General features: G+C 74.2%; 12 protein-coding genes. 9 read left to right on the forward strand and 3 right to left on the reverse strand.

Going from position 1 to position 14,153, the window contains the following annotated elements; all coding sequences use genetic code 11:
* Positions 1-59 precede the first annotated feature (59 nt).
* From ACZ6KO_RS07070 to ACZ6KO_RS07090, 5 genes are all read left to right on the forward strand, one after another.
* Positions 60-605 carry a hypothetical protein gene (locus tag ACZ6KO_RS07070; RefSeq protein WP_469300996.1) on the forward strand — a complete coding sequence of 182 codons (546 nt, stop codon included), beginning with the start codon at positions 60-62 and terminating at the stop codon, positions 603-605.
* A 226-nt stretch (positions 606-831) separates the two neighbouring features.
* Positions 832-2,067 carry a cytochrome P450 gene (locus ACZ6KO_RS07075; RefSeq protein ID WP_469300998.1) on the forward strand — a complete coding sequence of 412 codons (1,236 nt, stop codon included), beginning with the start codon at positions 832-834 and terminating at the stop codon, positions 2,065-2,067.
* The gene (locus tag ACZ6KO_RS07080) at positions 2,064-2,285 is read left to right on the forward strand and encodes a ferredoxin (protein WP_469301001.1); all 222 of its coding nucleotides are present in this window, start codon (positions 2,064-2,066) and stop codon (positions 2,283-2,285) included. Before ACZ6KO_RS07075 ends, ACZ6KO_RS07080 begins: the two co-directional genes overlap by 4 nt.
* A gap of 167 nt (positions 2,286-2,452) precedes the next feature.
* Positions 2,453-4,678: an MMPL family transporter gene (locus ACZ6KO_RS07085; protein WP_469301003.1), complete on the forward strand. Its 2,226-nt coding sequence runs from the start codon at positions 2,453-2,455 to the stop codon at positions 4,676-4,678.
* 187 nt (positions 4,679-4,865) lie between these two features.
* On the forward strand, positions 4,866-5,180 hold the full coding sequence (locus tag ACZ6KO_RS07090) for a hypothetical protein (protein ID WP_469301005.1): 315 nt from the start codon (positions 4,866-4,868) through the stop codon (positions 5,178-5,180).
* Positions 5,181-5,225: 45 nt separating this feature from the next.
* Here ACZ6KO_RS07090 and ACZ6KO_RS07095 read toward each other — a convergent pair whose 3' ends face one another.
* A complete protein-coding gene (locus ACZ6KO_RS07095) occupies positions 5,226-6,539 on the reverse strand; it encodes an LCP family protein (RefSeq protein WP_469301007.1) in 1,314 nt (437 codons plus the stop codon).
* Positions 6,540-6,772: 233 nt separating this feature from the next.
* On the opposite strand from ACZ6KO_RS07095, the gene ACZ6KO_RS07100 reads away from it, so the two are divergent.
* Positions 6,773-8,164 carry an acyltransferase family protein gene (locus tag ACZ6KO_RS07100; protein ID WP_469301009.1) on the forward strand — a complete coding sequence of 464 codons (1,392 nt, stop codon included), beginning with the start codon at positions 6,773-6,775 and terminating at the stop codon, positions 8,162-8,164.
* Between the two features lie 72 nt (positions 8,165-8,236).
* On the opposite strand, the gene ACZ6KO_RS07105 is transcribed toward ACZ6KO_RS07100, so the two are convergent.
* On the reverse strand, positions 8,237-9,469 hold the full coding sequence (locus ACZ6KO_RS07105; protein ID WP_469301012.1) for a saccharopine dehydrogenase family protein: 1,233 nt from the start codon (positions 9,467-9,469) through the stop codon (positions 8,237-8,239).
* A 236-nt stretch (positions 9,470-9,705) separates the two neighbouring features.
* Between ACZ6KO_RS07105 and ACZ6KO_RS07110 the strand changes: the two genes are divergently transcribed.
* Both ACZ6KO_RS07110 and ACZ6KO_RS07115 read left to right on the forward strand, forming a co-directional pair.
* Entirely contained in the window at positions 9,706-10,422 is a 717-nt protein-coding gene (locus ACZ6KO_RS07110) for a TetR/AcrR family transcriptional regulator (protein WP_469301014.1), read from the forward strand.
* Positions 10,423-10,550: 128 nt separating this feature from the next.
* On the forward strand, positions 10,551-11,315 hold the full coding sequence (locus ACZ6KO_RS07115; RefSeq protein ID WP_469301016.1) for a hypothetical protein: 765 nt from the start codon (positions 10,551-10,553) through the stop codon (positions 11,313-11,315).
* Between the two features lie 9 nt (positions 11,316-11,324).
* Here the strand turns inward: ACZ6KO_RS07115 and ACZ6KO_RS07120 are convergent, their stop codons facing one another.
* Positions 11,325-12,860 carry a CehA/McbA family metallohydrolase gene (locus ACZ6KO_RS07120; RefSeq protein ID WP_469301018.1) on the reverse strand — a complete coding sequence of 512 codons (1,536 nt, stop codon included), beginning with the start codon at positions 12,858-12,860 and terminating at the stop codon, positions 11,325-11,327.
* A 179-nt stretch (positions 12,861-13,039) separates the two neighbouring features.
* Here ACZ6KO_RS07120 and ACZ6KO_RS07125 point away from each other — a divergent pair, with 179 nt between their 5' ends.
* Positions 13,040-14,116, forward strand: coding sequence for a DUF5954 family protein (locus ACZ6KO_RS07125; RefSeq protein WP_469301020.1), 1,077 nt, complete (start codon positions 13,040-13,042; stop codon positions 14,114-14,116).
* The last annotated feature ends 37 nt before the right edge of the window (positions 14,117-14,153 follow it).

Here is a 14,153-nt window from a genome sequence, read left to right on the forward strand (position 1 = left end):
GGTGCCATGTGGCGCCATGAAGGCTTGACGTGGCGCCATTGTGGCGCCATGATGAGGGCATGGACCTGACCCCCTACGTCGCCCGCCTCCGCCATGAGCTCGCGGTCGCCGCGAACGCCGGTGGCGAGGAAGCGCGTGCCCTGGCCGAGCGGCTGACGGCGCCTCTGGAGTCGGCCGCCCGGCTGACGCTCCTGAACGCGCTGTCCGCGGCCTCGGACGAGATCACCCGCGATCTGGCGCCGGGCTCGGTGGACGTGCGGCTGCGGGGGCTGGATCCCGAGTTCGTGGTGATGGTGCCGTCCGCCCCGGAGATGCCCGGCGACGGGGCGGGCCTCTCCGGCATGGTGCCACCCATGGTGCCATCGGTGGCGTCCGCGGCGTCAGGCGTTGCGGACGGCGACGAAGGAGCGACGGCCCGCGTCAACCTGCGGCTCCCCGCTCCGCTCAAGGCCCGGGTGGAGGAAGCGGCGGCCGGGGAGGGGTTGTCCGTCAACGCCTGGCTCGTACGGGCGGTGGCCTTCGCCCTGGAAGCGGGCGCACCGCAGGCCCGGCAGTCCGGCCGCACCGCGCGCATGGGCCGGAGCCATCAGGGCTGGGTCCGCTGACGGCCGGCCCGTCACCGGGGTAGCGCACCTCCGCGGACGCCGCATCGCCACCGTGGGGATCGGCGCGAGCGGGCGCCGCGACACCCTCGTCGAGGCGCGACCCGTCACACCCGCAGGACCGCGCGACGCGCAGCATCACACCACTGCATGCCATGTGACATGGCACAGCCAGCCATGTCCACATCCACGTCCACGTCCACACCCCATCCGGTTCCCAGGAGGACCCATGCAGCAAGAACCCACCGCCGCAGGTGCGACCACGGGCGATGCCGAACCCGTCACGCTCCCCAGGCAGCGCGCCGCCGGCTGCCCCTTCGACCCCCCGGCCGGCCTGGCTTCCTTGCGCGAACGCGCATCACTGATCCCCATGGCCTACCCCGACGGACACGTCGGCTGGCTGGCCACGGGTTACGCCACGGTCCGCTCGATCATGGGCGACCCCCGCTTCAGCTCGCGCTACGAGCTGATCCACTACCCCTTTCCCGGCGGCCCCGAGGGTCCGCTGCCCCCCGCCCCCGTGGGTGACATGACCGGAATGGACGCCCCCGAGCACACCCGCTTACGGCGGCTGCTCATGGGCAAGTTCACCGTCCGCCGCATGCGCCTGCTCACCGACCGGGTCGAGGAGATCACCCGGGAGCACCTGGACGCCATGGCGCGCCGGGGGCAGCGCGCCGACCTGGTCGAGGCCTTCGCCCGGCCCCTTCCCGCCCTGATGATCTGCGAGCTGCTCGGCGTGCCCTACGCCGACCGTGAGCGCTTCCAGGGCTACGCGGACACCGTGATGACCACGGACGCGAGCCCCGAGGACCAGTACGCCGCCATGACCGGGCTCCAGGAGTACATGGCGGAGCTGGTCGCCGCCAAGCGGGCCGAACCCTCCGACGACCTGCTCGGCGACCTGGCCGCCGGCAACGACCTCACGGACGAGGAACTGGTCGGCGTCGGCGCCTTCCTGCTCGCCGCCGGCCTCGACACCACCGCCAACATGCTCGCCCACGGCACGTTCGCGCTGCTCAGCAACCCGGCCCAGGCCGAGGCGCTGCGTACCGACCCGGACCTCGCCCCGCAGGCCGTCGAGGAGCTGATGCGCTACCTGACCGTCGCCCCCACCGGCGTGCGGTCCGCGCTGGAGGACGTCGAACTGGACGGCCGGCTGATCAGGGCGGGCGACACCGTCACCCTCTCCCTCGAGGCCGCCAACCGCGACCCGGAGCGGTTCCCCGACCCGGACGTCCTGGACCTGCACCGCAAGGCCACCGGCCACCTCGGCTTCGGGCACGGCATCCACCAGTGCCTGGGCCAGCAACTGGCCCGCGTGGAGATGACCGTGGCCCTGCCCGCCCTGCTGCGCCGCTTCCCCACGCTGCGCCTGGACGTACCGGCGCAGGAGGTGCCCCTGCGGACCGACATGAACGTCTACGGCGTGCACCGGCTGCCGGTGGTCTGGGACGAGGCGTGACCGGCGTGGACGTGCGCGTCGACCGCGACCGCTGCCTCGGCGCCGGCATGTGCGTCCTGACCGTCCCCGAGGTCTTCGACCAGGACCAGGACGAGGGGCTGGTCGTCCTGGTGGACGCCCGGCCGCACCGGGACCGCGCGACGGCGGTCCGGCTCGCCGCGGGCGTCTGCCCGGCCGGCGCCATCACCGTCACGGAGCCGGGCCCCGCCGCTCCGTAGCGCGCCCCCTTCTTCGGGGGCGCCGGTGTCCGTACGGCGCTCGCGCCCCCCTCCTCAGGGGCGCCGGCGACCGTACGGCGCCCGCGCCCCCTCTCTCCTCCCGCCTCACCACGGGATCCGTCCTCACGCACGATCCGTCCTCCACTCACCGACAGGACCTCACCACCGTGGCTACGCTCCTTTCCACACTCGGCCGCTTCGCCTTCCGACGGCGGGGCCTGGTCGTCCTCCTCTGGCTCCTCGCCCTCGTCGGCGCCGGCTTCGCCGCCTCCACCGCCCCGCCGCCGCCCGCCGACACCTTCTCCATGCCGGGCACGGAGTCGCAGAAGGCGTTCGACCTCCTCCAGGAGAAGTTCCCCGACGTCCGCGCGGACGGCGCCACCGCCCGCGTCGTCATCCGCGCCCCCGGCGCCGAGCAGATCACCTCGCCCGCCCGCAAGGCCCAGGTCGAGCAGCTCGTCGCGGACCTGGCCAAGGCGCCCGAGGTCGCCGCCGTGGCCGACCCGTTCCAGGCGGGTGCCGTGAGCGCCGACCGTACGACCACGTACGCCTACGTGACGTACACGGCGACGGCCACCGAACTCACCGACGCGGCGCACGACGGACTGACCGGGGCGATGGAACGGGCCCGGGGCACCGGCCTGGTCGTCGAGGCGGGCGGCGACGCCGTCAAGATCGAGCAGGCCATGGGCGGCACGGGCGAACAGCTCGGCCTCCTGGTCTCCGCCGTCGTCCTGCTCCTCACGTTCGGCTCGCTGGTGGCCGCCGGAATGCCGCTGCTGACAGCGGTGATCGGCGTCGGCATAGGCATCAGCGGCATCACCGCGCTCGGCAGCACCCTCGGACTGTCCTCCACCACCTCCACGCTCGCGATGATGATCGGCCTCGCCGTCGGCATCGACTACGCCCTCTTCATCGTCTCCCGCTACCGCTCCGAGATCGCCGAGGGGCGCGCGCCCGCCGACGCCGCGGCCCACGCCGTCGGCACCGCCGGCTCGGCCGTCGTCTTCGCCGGCCTCACCGTGATCATCGCCCTGGCCGGGCTCGCGGTGGTGAACGTACCGATGCTCACCAAGATGGGCCTGACCGCGGCCGGAACGGTCGCCGTCGCCGTCCTCGTCGCCCTCACCTTCGTCCCCGCGCTCCTCGCCTTCGCCCCGGTCAAGGTGCTCGCCCGCGCGGAGCGCAAGCGCTACACCGGCAAGCCGCTGTCGAAGCGGCAGCAGCGCAGGGCGGACCGGGCCGCCGCCGGCCGGCCCAACCTCGGCGCCCGGTGGGCCTCCCTGGTGCTGCGCCGCCCGGTCGCAGTCCTGCTGCTCGGCGTCCTGGGCCTGGGCGCCGTCGCCGTGCCCGCCGCAAGCCTCGAACTGGGCCTGCCGGGCGAGGGCACCATGGCCCCGGAGACCACCCAGCGCAAGGCGTACGACATGCTGTCGCAGTCGTTCGGCCCCGGATTCAACGGACCCCTGACGGTCACCGTCGAGGCGAAGGACGCCAAGGCGGCGGCCGAGCAGGTCCGCGCGGCGCTGGAGAAGGCCGACGGGGTCGACGCCGTCGCCCCCGCCACCGCCAACCCGGCGGGCGACACCGCCCTCGTCAACGTCGTCCCCGCGACCGGTCCGACCGATTCCCGGACCGAGGACCTGGTGCGCTCGCTGCGCGGCCTGGCGGCCGGGCTGGAGTCCCGGACGGGCGCCACCGAGATCCTGGTCGCGGGCCAGACCGCCATGTTCATCGACTTCTCGCAGACCCTGGACGACGCCCTGCTCCCGTACCTGGCCCTGGTGGTCGGCCTGGCGTTCCTGCTGCTGATGCTGGTCTTCCGCTCGGTGCTGGTCCCGCTCAAGGCGGCGCTCGGCTTCCTGCTGTCGGTGACCGCGGCCCTCGGCGCCGTCGTGGCGGTCTTCCAGTGGGGCTGGCTCGCCGGCCTCCTCGGCGTCGACCACCCGGGCCCGGTGATGAGCACCCTGCCGATCTTCCTGATCGGCGTGGTCTTCGGCCTCGCGATGGACTACGAGGTCTTCCTGGTGTCCCGGATGCGCGAGGCGTACGTCCACGGCGCCCGCCCCGGGGAGGCGGTGGCGACCGGATTCCGCTACGGCGGCCGGGTCGTGGGCGCCGCCGCGATCATCATGACCAGCGTCTTCTCCGGCTTCATCATGGAGGACAACGACTTCGTCAAGATGATCGGCTTCGGGCTCGCGGTCGCCGTCCTCTTCGACGCCTTCGTCGTCCGCATGGCCCTCGTGCCCGCCCTGTTCGCGCTGCTCGGTACGTCGGCCTGGTGGCTGCCGAAGTGGCTGGACCGGCTCCTGCCCAACGTCGACGTGGAGGGCGAGAAGCTGACGCGGCACCCGCAGGGGACGGCCCCGGAGCGCCACCTCGTGAGCTGACCGCCCCTCCCCCTGTCACCTGCTACCGCACCGGCCCGGCGGCCTCCTCGCCGGACCGGTGCGCTGCGTCGTGGCGCCGCCTGACATGATCGACTCCCACGGGCGCGAACCCGGAGCCGCCGCCACCACGCAAGGGACCGGAGCCGCCGGAGCCGCCGGAGCCGCCGGACAAGGAGGACCTGCCGCCATGAAAGACGACCTCTCCCTCTACCTCGGCCTGCCCCTGGGCCTGATGGCCGTGCTGCTCGCCGCCTCCGGCGTCGCGACGCTCGCCACCGGCTGGATGATGCCCCAGCAGCGCCGGCACATCGTCCGCCCCCGGCTGTTCGGCTGGGCCCAGCTGCTCGCCGCCGCCGCGCTCGGCGCCCAGCTGGTCGGCCTGCTGGCCGTCGACGCGTCCTACCGGCCCATGGTCACGATGCCGGGCGCCGTGTTCCTCCTGCTCGCCCTGGCCCTGATGCCCAGCGCCCGCCGCCCGGCCCGCACCCGCCGTACCGGCTGACGGCGAGGTGCCGCGCCCGCGGCCGCTGCCCGTACGGCCACCGCACTAACCGGCGAGGGCCGCCCGGACGAGCTCGCCCTGCTCGCCGAGACAGCCGAGCCGCCGGCCCGTCACCGGAGCACCGTCGGCGATGTTCCGGTCGTAGGTGACCTCCTCGACCCGTACGGGCCGGGTGCCGACCGTGACATCGAGCGACCGGTCGTGGCCGGCCACCACCTGCCGGCGGGCGCCCGGCAGCGCGGCCGCCAGGGTGGCCGCGTCGGCCTCCCGACCGGGGGCGTACCGGATCAGCGGGGAGCCGGCCGGACGGCCGGCGGGGGCCGACGCCGACGTGTCGGTGACGGCGAACCCGCCGGCCCGCAGGGCGGTGGCGACGCCGGCGTCGTCCACGCGGACCGCGATCGCGGCCGGGTTCGCGGGCACGGGATTGCGGGCGACCGGCTGGATCCGCGGGTCACCGGCGACCGGCCGGTCGGCGGCCAGCGCCGCCCACAGGGCCCGCGCGCGCTCCTCGTGCCACAGCAGGGTGGAACCCACGCCGGGGACGCGGTGGTCGAACTCGCGCATCGCGACGGTGGCGAACTCGGTCCGCTCCGGGCTCAGCCGCCCGAGCGTCAGACCGATGCGGACCAGGTCGGTGAGCCCGGTGCCCGCGTCGGTCCGTACGGACTTCAGCAGTGTCCGCACGGTCGTGGCCGTGGCCAGGGGGTCGGCCAGGGCGCCCTCGGCGGTCAGACGGGTCAGCAGGTCCGACACCGCCCGCTGCTGACGCCTGACCCGGCCGAGGTCGCCGGGGCGTCCGACGTGGCGGGCCCGGACGTAGCGCAGGGCGCCCCTGCCGTCGGTGTGGTGGAACCCGGGGATCAGGTCGAGACCGGAGTTCTCGTCCTTGAAGTGCGTGTCGGTGCACACCGTGGCCCCGCCCAGTCCGTCGACGGCCCGCTCGAAGCCGGTGAAGCCGGTCTCGAGGTAGTGGTGGACGTGCAGCCCGGTGGCCTTCTCCACCGTCTTGACGGTCAGGGGGCCGCCGCCGCGGTCGTACGCGCCGTTGATCTTCCCCTTCACGCCGCTGCCGTCGGCGTACTCGACGTAGGAGTCGCGGGGGATGGACACCACGCTGGCGCGCCGGCCGTCCCGCGACAGGTGGACGAGCATCATCACGTCGGTGCAGTTGCACCCTTTCCCACCGACGTGCAGCCGCTCCTTCTCGGCCTTGGACAGCCCGGCCCGGCTGTCGGTCCCGACGACGAGGATGTTCGTCCCCCGGTCCGGGCCGGAGCGGCCGGCCGGACTACCGGCCCAGGCGGCGCCGGAGACCAGGGTGGTGAGCAGGGCCAGGGCGGTGGCACGTCGGAGCAACGCACACTCCAGGGGGAGGAGCCGGTGGGCTGACCGACGCTAGCGGGCCGGGGCGGCCCGGTCCCGGCCACACGCCCGGGGCTGGTCCGGCCGGTGCGCCGAACGCCCCCATTTGCCTCGTCCGCCGAGCCGCCCGACATGACGAGTGAACGTCGTACACGCGAACGACCTGCGGATTCCCGGTGAGGTTCGCCACGTCCGGGCCCGCCGCGCAGTGAGCTATCGTCCCTGCGGTGAGACTGCCAATACCCCCACTCGCCCGGCGGACGTCCGGCCCCACCCGGCCTTCCGCATCCGGTGCCCGACTCGGCTGGCTGGACGCGCTGCGTGGCGTCGCCGCCCTGATCGTGGCCCTGCACCACTTCGACGTCCTGCGGCTGCTGCCGTTCGGCGGGGTGGTGTGGCGGAACTTCGACATGGGCCTGTTCGGCGTCATGCTGTTCTTCATCGTCAGCGGGTACATCATCCCGGCCTCGCTGGAACGCCGGGGTGACGTCCGGGGCTTCTGGATCGGGCGGATCTTCCGGATCTACCCGGCCCTGATCGCCGCCTTCGTCGTGCTGATCCTCCTGCTGCCGGAGGGCGACGGCTCCATTGCCCTCCTGCGCACCGGCGACGACCCGGTCTCGCTGACCGCCAACGGCCTGATGCTCCAGGACTTCCTCGGCGTCACCAACGGCATGAACGTCACCTGGACGCTCTGCTACGAGATGGTCTTCTACTTCCTCGTCACCGCCCTCTTCACCCGGGGCCTGCACCGGCAGAGCGCCCCGATCGCGGTCGGTTTCGCCGCGGCCGCCCTGGCGCTCGGTACGGCCGTCGGAACGGGTACGCAACTGCTGTCGGCGCACCTGGGCTCGCCCCGGCCGCTCCTGCTGATCGTCACGCCGATCGTGCTCGCGGGCCTCGCCGGCGCGCTCAGCGGCAACAGGCGGCTGACGCAGGCCGGCGCGCTGCTCCTCGGCGGAACCGGTCTGGCCCTGGTCGCGCTGAACGGCCGGGCCCCGCTGTTCGAGACCGCGATGATCTTCGCGACCATGTTCGCGGGCACCGTGGTGTACCGGGCCCAGCACGGTGAACTCGGCCGCCTCCCGGCGCTGCTGGCCTGCGGCGTCGTGATCGCCGCAGGGGCGCTGGTCGGCCCGCTGTACAACCGCGGCGAGGTCGTCGAGCACACCTGGACCGCGAGCTGGCAGGCCTGGACCCTGTCCTACCTGGGGGCCTGGGCCCTGTTCGGGCTCGGCTTCCTCGCGCGGGGGCGGCGCTTCCCGAAGGTGCTGACCTGGCTCGGCGCGATCAGCTTCTCCGTCTACCTGGTGCACATCCCGCTGCTGCACGTCATCGAGCCGCTGGTGGGCGTACCGCCGGTGCCGTCCTCGACGCCCGGCCGGATCGCCTGGACGGCGATCTACCTGGGCGCGGTGCTGGGCCTCAGCCACCTGATGTACCACTTGGTCGAGATGCCGATGCAGCGCCTGGGGCGCAGGGTCCAGCAGGCCGCGAACCGCCGCCGGCCGCAGCCGGCCCCCGCGGCCCCGACCCCACCGGACGCCCCGTCCCCGTCTCCGGCCTCCGCCCCCGCCCCCGCCCCCGAAACGATCCTGACGGGCCCGCCCCGCTCCTGACCTCCTCCGGCCCCCGCAACCGCGGGGGCCGGCGGCCTTCCGGGGGTCGCGTACGGGTGCGGCTCCCTGGGATCAGCCCTGGTCCCGGACGCCCCACGGGGAGCCGTACGCCGTCAGCAGGTCCAGGAACGGGCGCGCGGGGAGGGCCTCCGGGCCGAGGACGCCGGCCCCGGCCCACGCCCCGCCGGCCAGCAGCTCCAGCGCCACCACCGGGTTGACCGCGGTCTGCCACACCACGGCCTGCGATCCGTACTCCCGCATCGACCACTGGTTGTCCACCACGTGGTAGAGGTACACCTCGCGCGGCAGGCCGTCCTTGGTGCCCTTCACCCAGGTGCCCGCGCACGTCTTGCCGGACATCCGCTCGCCCAGCGTGGCCGGGTCGGGCAGGCACGCGGCGACCACGTCGCGCGGGGAGACGCGTACCCCGGCGCCGTCCGCGCCGCGCACCGCGACCGGCTCCGTCGCATCCAGGCCCAGCGCGTGCAGGGCCCGCAGCTTGCCGATGAAGTCCTCGCCCAGCCCGTACTTGAAGGTCACCCGCCGGGCGTCCACCCAGCGCGGGACCAGCAGCACCTCCTCGTGCTCGACGTTGACGCACTCCACCGGGCCGATGCCCTCCGGGAAGTCGAACACCTCGGGCTCACTGAACGGCTCCGTGGTGAACCAGCCGCGATCGCGTTCGTAGACCACCGGCGGGTTCAGGCACTCCTCGATCGTCGTCCAGATGTTGAACGAGGGGGCGAAGTCGTAGCCCTCGACCGTCAGGTTCGCCCCGTCACGGATCCCGATCTCATCGATCTCGTCGAACAGCTCGTCGGCCGCGTACCGGGCGAAGACGTCCGACAGACCGGGCTCCACGCCCATGCCGACCAGCGCCAGCCGGCCCGACGTCCGCCATGCCTCCGCCCGCGCGAACTGCTCGTCGCCCAGCTTGACCCCGCACTGCGCGTACGGCCGGCCGGGGTGCGGCCGGGACAGCGACATCGCCATGTCCAGGTAGTGGCTGTCCGCCGCGAGCGCCGCCTCGAACAGCGGCATCACGAACCGCGGGTCGGTCGCGTTCAGCAGGACGTCGCAGCGCTCCCGCGTCAGGAGCGCGGCCACCGCCGCCTCGTCGGAGGCGTCGATCCGGCGCGCGCTGAACCGGCCGGCGCCGGCGCCGTCGCCGAGCGCCGCCACGGCCGCCTCGGCGCGGGCGAGGTCGTAGTCGGCGACCACGAAGTGGTCGAAGAAGTCCCGGCGCGCCGCGATCCGGGTGATCGCGGTACCGACGCCACCGGCGCCCACAAGCAGAACACGCATGACGAAACCCTCTCTCGGTGAGGCCCACGGAGGTCCGCGCCCCATGGGAAGGGATGAAAGCCGGGCCCCCGAGACAAGGTCAATGGTGTTGGCATAAGGTCCCTCGTGCGGTCGCCGGTCCGGTCGCGGCCGTACGTCGACATGTCTGCACGTCCGGTATGTCCGATGTACCCCCGCATCCGTACGTCCGTACGTCCGTACGTCCGTACGTCCGTCCCCGTGGAGGAAGGCGCCCGATGGCGAAGCAGGTCGTCCCCGAAGAGGCCCGCAGGCGGCGGCGCCCCACCCGGCAGGGCACCGTGCTGTCCGAACGTCTGATCGTCGAAACCGCCCTGCGCATGCTGCGCGAACACGGCAGCGCCGGACTGTCCGCCCGCCGGCTCGGTGCCGCCCTCGGCGCGGACCCCAGCACCCTCTACCGGTACTTCGACGGCATGGACGGCCTCACCCTCGCCATCGGCGAGGAACTGATCGGCCGGGCCCTGGACGGCTGGGCGGTCACCGGGGACTGGCGCCCCGACCTGCGTGACCTCGGCCTGCGCATCCACGGCGCCTACCTCGCCCACCCGCAGGCCGCCGTCCTGACCGCCGGCCGCGTGACCGGCCGGCCCCGAGAGATCGCCGCCGACGAGGCCGTTCTCGGCGTGCTGCGCACCGCCGGCTTCCCCGACGCGGAGGCGGTCCTGATCTTCCACGCCTTCATCGACCAGAGCCTGGCCTTCGCCGCCCTGGACGCCGGCGCCCTCGCCCTGACGGCGACCTCCCGGACCTCCGACGAGAAGCAGTGGGAATCCACCTACGCCCGGCTGCCGGCCGAGGAGTACCCGAACATCGCGGCCACCGCGCGGCTGCTGGCGGCCCGCATGAACCGCAGCGCCTACCCGGTCGCCCTCGACATGCTGCTCGCGAGCGCCGAGGCCCGGCTCCGGGCCCTGCGCACCGGAAGCCGCTGACGGGGTGCTCCACCCGGACGACGCAGGCCAGAGGGGCTCCCGTCCATGCGGCGGCCCGCGTGAGCGATACTCGACGGAACGCAACCGTAAGGCGCATAACGGCCGTTGACGGCCGGGGGGGAACGGACATGGCTCTGGACACGGGGGAGCGAGAGGCAGCGGACCGCGCACGGTGGGAGCGGATACGCGCGGCGGCCTGCGCGCTGCTGGGACTGCTGCTGCTCGCGCTCTGCGCCGCCGTGACCGTTCCCGTCGCCGGGGCCATCGCCGACGAACGGGCGTTCCTGGACGCCCGGGCGTGCGGCCCCGCCGAGGAGGACGCACGGAGGGCGGACGACTGCCTGCGCACGATCCGCGGCACCGTGCGCACCGCCGGGGAGGCCACCAGCGGCAGAGCGGTGGTTGTCTTCCGCGTACGGCTCCAGCCTCCCGTCCCGGCCCCCGCCGACCGCTCGATCGACCTCGAGTCGAACGGCGACCTGGCCCACGCCATCAAGCCGGGCGACGAGGTGGAGGTCGTCACCTGGCGCGACGTCCGGGTATCCGTCAGCCGCGACGGGGTCACCGAGAGACTCCACAAACTGCCGGACGACGCCTCGATGTTCGTCGGTCTCACCCTGGTCGGCGTCTGGCTGTCGCTGATCGCCTTCCTCGCCGCGTACGGCAGCGCCCGCCGGGCCCGCGGCCTGGCCGCCGGCCGTCCCGTCACCGCCCGGGTGCGCTTCGGCCCGGCGAAGTGGATCGCCGTGGCGGTCATACCGCTCGTCGTGGCGTTCGGCTGCCTCAGCCTGTGGGACGCGTGGACGGCGGCGGCCATGACCGTCCTCGTCTGGGCCCTGATCGCCCTCCCCGCCACGTACGCCGCCCTGCGCTGGGACAGCCGGTCCGCCTGAGCCGCCCCGTTACGCCGGGCCCCGGCCGGGCCCGCCGAGGAAGAGCGGGTTGGTGAACGCCGCCAGGGGGCCCGGGAGTCCGGGGACGGTGGGGGCGCGGCGCAGCTCGGCGCGTACGTACGTCGTGCGGCGCGGGGTGGTGGGCCACGCCACCGAGCCGGTGCCGGAGGCCGGGAGCGCGGTGGTCAGCAAGGTGCCCTGGTCGGTGACGAGGGAGAGGGTGCAGCTGGGCGCGCCCGAGGCCTCGCAGTGGACGGTGACCGGCTCCGCGGGCTCCGCGGGGAGGTGTTCGCCGATGCCCGCGCGCCGGCCGCGGCTGCCGACGGCCGTGAGGGACACGGTGACCGCGGCCGACTCGGCGACGTACGCGCGGCCGGCGCGCAGGCCCGCCAGGATCGCGTCGCGGCTCAGCTCCTCGGCCAGCACGACCGTCTGCGGCCCGCCCACCCGGTCGGGGTCGCGGTGGGCGTCGCTGCCGCCCATGGCGGGGGTCCACGGCCCGCCGGGGCGGACGGTGGCCAAGGTGGCGTCCCAGGCCGCCAGGCTCACCTCGTCGTCGGGGGTGAACGGGCCGTTCCACACCTCCACCAGGTCGGCGTCGGCGAAGCCGAACTTCCAGTTGCAGCCGATGCAGGTGGCGTGCGGGTGCGCCGGGACCACCAGTCCGCCCGCCCGGCGTATCGCGTGGGCGAACCGGCCGAAACGGTTCTCGCGGGCGCGGTAGCGCCAGTCCACGAAGGTGCCCGGGTCCGTGCCGATCGCGAGGACGTGACCGTTGCGGGTGGTGATCTCCTCGCCCGTGAGGATCAGCAGGTCGTCGCCCCACAGCCCCTGCCAGGCCCCGTGCGAGGAGTGGGTGTTGTGTTCGGAGGTGTTGATGAAGTCCAGCCCTGCGGCGCGGGCCAGGGCCGCTATCTCGGCGGGCGTGCGGCGCCCGTCCGAATGCACGGAGTGCAGGTGGCAGTCGCCGCGGTACCAGGCCCGGCCCCGGCCCCTGGCCCGCTGCGGCGGGTGCACCGGCCGGGGCGTGCGGCCCGGGGCGCCGTACCGGAGCGTGATCGTCACCGTGTACGGCAGTCCCTGCGGGGCCACGGTGTAGGGGCCGAGGAGGATGTGCCAGGTCCCGGCGCGCACGGGGCCGGGCAGATAGCCGGGGGTGGCCGCGTCGGCGCGCAGGAAGAACGAGCTGCGGGCACCGCCCGACCAGCCGCGGAAGCCCTCACCGCCCAGGCCGGTGCCGCGCTCGTCGAAGACGCCGATGTCCAGGGCGTTGTTCGGGGTGCCGGCCGGGACGCTCGCCTTCTCGTACGTGTAGGAGACCTCGATCTCCCGTACCCCGCGCGGTACGTCCACCGGCAGTTCGACGAAGTCGGGCGCGCCGGGCGGCAGGGTGCCGCTCACCGTCCGGGTCTCCTCGCCCGCTCCGGCCGCCCCCGCTCCGCCCTCGCCCGCCACGGCCGGGCCGGCGAAGCCGACCCGCCCCAGGGTGAGGACGGTGGCCGTACCCGCCACGAAGACTGCGCGCCTGCCCAACGATCCGCTCACGCCGGTCACATCCCAGGGTGTGGAGAGACGGGGGTGGTGCGTTCCGAGTCTGGTGCCGCAACGTTAATTCTCGCGCACGGGCGGGGGACCGGGGTAGAGACGCCGCCTTACGGAGCGCCCGGGAGTGGGGAATGCGTGAAGCGGCGGCGCGCGGGCACCGCGCTCGGCAGGATGGGGGCATGGACCGTGGAGATATGGGGCCCTCGGGCGCCCGTCCGCTGGTGGTACGGGTGCCGGTGGAGCCGGTGGAAGCCGCCGTGGAGGCCGACGCCGTGGACGCCGTGGCACGCGCGGGCGACGTGGCCGTCCGCGGCCCGCTGTTCGGGGTGGCCACGCAGAGCGCCGGGGACGGGGCGCGGTGGCGGGTGATGGTCCCGGTGACCTCCGGCTGCCCGCAGATGGCCCGCGACAGTCTCAACAGCAAGCTCTGGTTCCGCGCGAAGGACGAGGCGCGGGACCGGGCCGAGCGGCGCGCGCTGCTGGCGGCGGTCGCCCGCCTGGAGAGCGAACGGGTCGACGAACTGACGGTGGGCACCACCCGGTTCCGGGTCGTGCGCGCGGAGGAGTACGCCGGCCTGGGCGCCCACGGCATCGAGCCGCCCCGCCCCACCGACCCGGAACCCCCGGCCCCGGACTGGAACCGCAGCCCCCGGATACCGCGGGTGGACGACGGCCTGCTGCTGGACCCGGACGCGCCGGTCACCCCGACCCAGGCGCTCGAGCAGCTGGCGCTGCGCACCCTGGCCTACCGCGGCGACCGGTTCCCCGAGGACGTGCGCGAGGACTCGCTGCGTGCGCTGGACACGCACCCCGACGTGCTGCTGCTGCCGGCCACGTTCGCGGTCGTCGAGCGCACCGGGAACGGCTGGAAGCCGGTCAACGGCCCGCACGTCAGCGCGCACGAGGCCCGCAAGTCGCTGGACTTCTGCCTGACGTGGGCCTGGCCGCGGATGCGCGGGCTCATCCCCGTCGACACCGACGTGGAGGCCGACGCCCGCAGCGTGGCCGCGGGCGGCGGACCGTCCGCCGCCGGGCTGGCCCCGTACGCCGAGGCCTCCGAGAGGCTGCGCACCGGGCGGCGCGTCAACCGGCTGGAACTGGGGGACACGGTCTACCAGATCGGCCGGACCCGCCGGCTGCTGCGCTGGGGCCCGGACGGCCCCGAGGGACCGCGGCCGTCCGACACCGACAGCCACGACCCCGAACGCATCCACCTCGGGCTCGACGAGGACGGCAACGTCATCCCCGAGGACTGAGGGCTCGGTCACAGAACGGGACCCTTATGGGCCGCTT

This window comes from Streptomyces sp. NPDC042102, from assembly GCF_055582305.1.

Coding starts and splice junctions, on each gene's coding strand:
- ACZ6KO_RS07070 (WP_469300996.1), top strand. CDS start 60: ATGGACCTGACCCCCTACGTCGCCCGCCTCCGCCATGAGCTCGCGGTC.
- ACZ6KO_RS07075 (WP_469300998.1), top strand. CDS start 832: ATGCAGCAAGAACCCACCGCCGCAGGTGCGACCACGGGCGATGCCGAA.
- ACZ6KO_RS07090 (WP_469301005.1), top strand. CDS start 4,866: ATGAAAGACGACCTCTCCCTCTACCTCGGCCTGCCCCTGGGCCTGATG.
- ACZ6KO_RS07105 (WP_469301012.1), bottom strand. CDS start 9,469: ATGCGTGTTCTGCTTGTGGGCGCCGGTGGCGTCGGTACCGCGATCACC.
- ACZ6KO_RS07110 (WP_469301014.1), top strand. CDS start 9,706: ATGGCGAAGCAGGTCGTCCCCGAAGAGGCCCGCAGGCGGCGGCGCCCC.
- ACZ6KO_RS07115 (WP_469301016.1), top strand. CDS start 10,551: ATGGCTCTGGACACGGGGGAGCGAGAGGCAGCGGACCGCGCACGGTGG.
- ACZ6KO_RS07125 (WP_469301020.1), top strand. CDS start 13,040: ATGGACCGTGGAGATATGGGGCCCTCGGGCGCCCGTCCGCTGGTGGTA.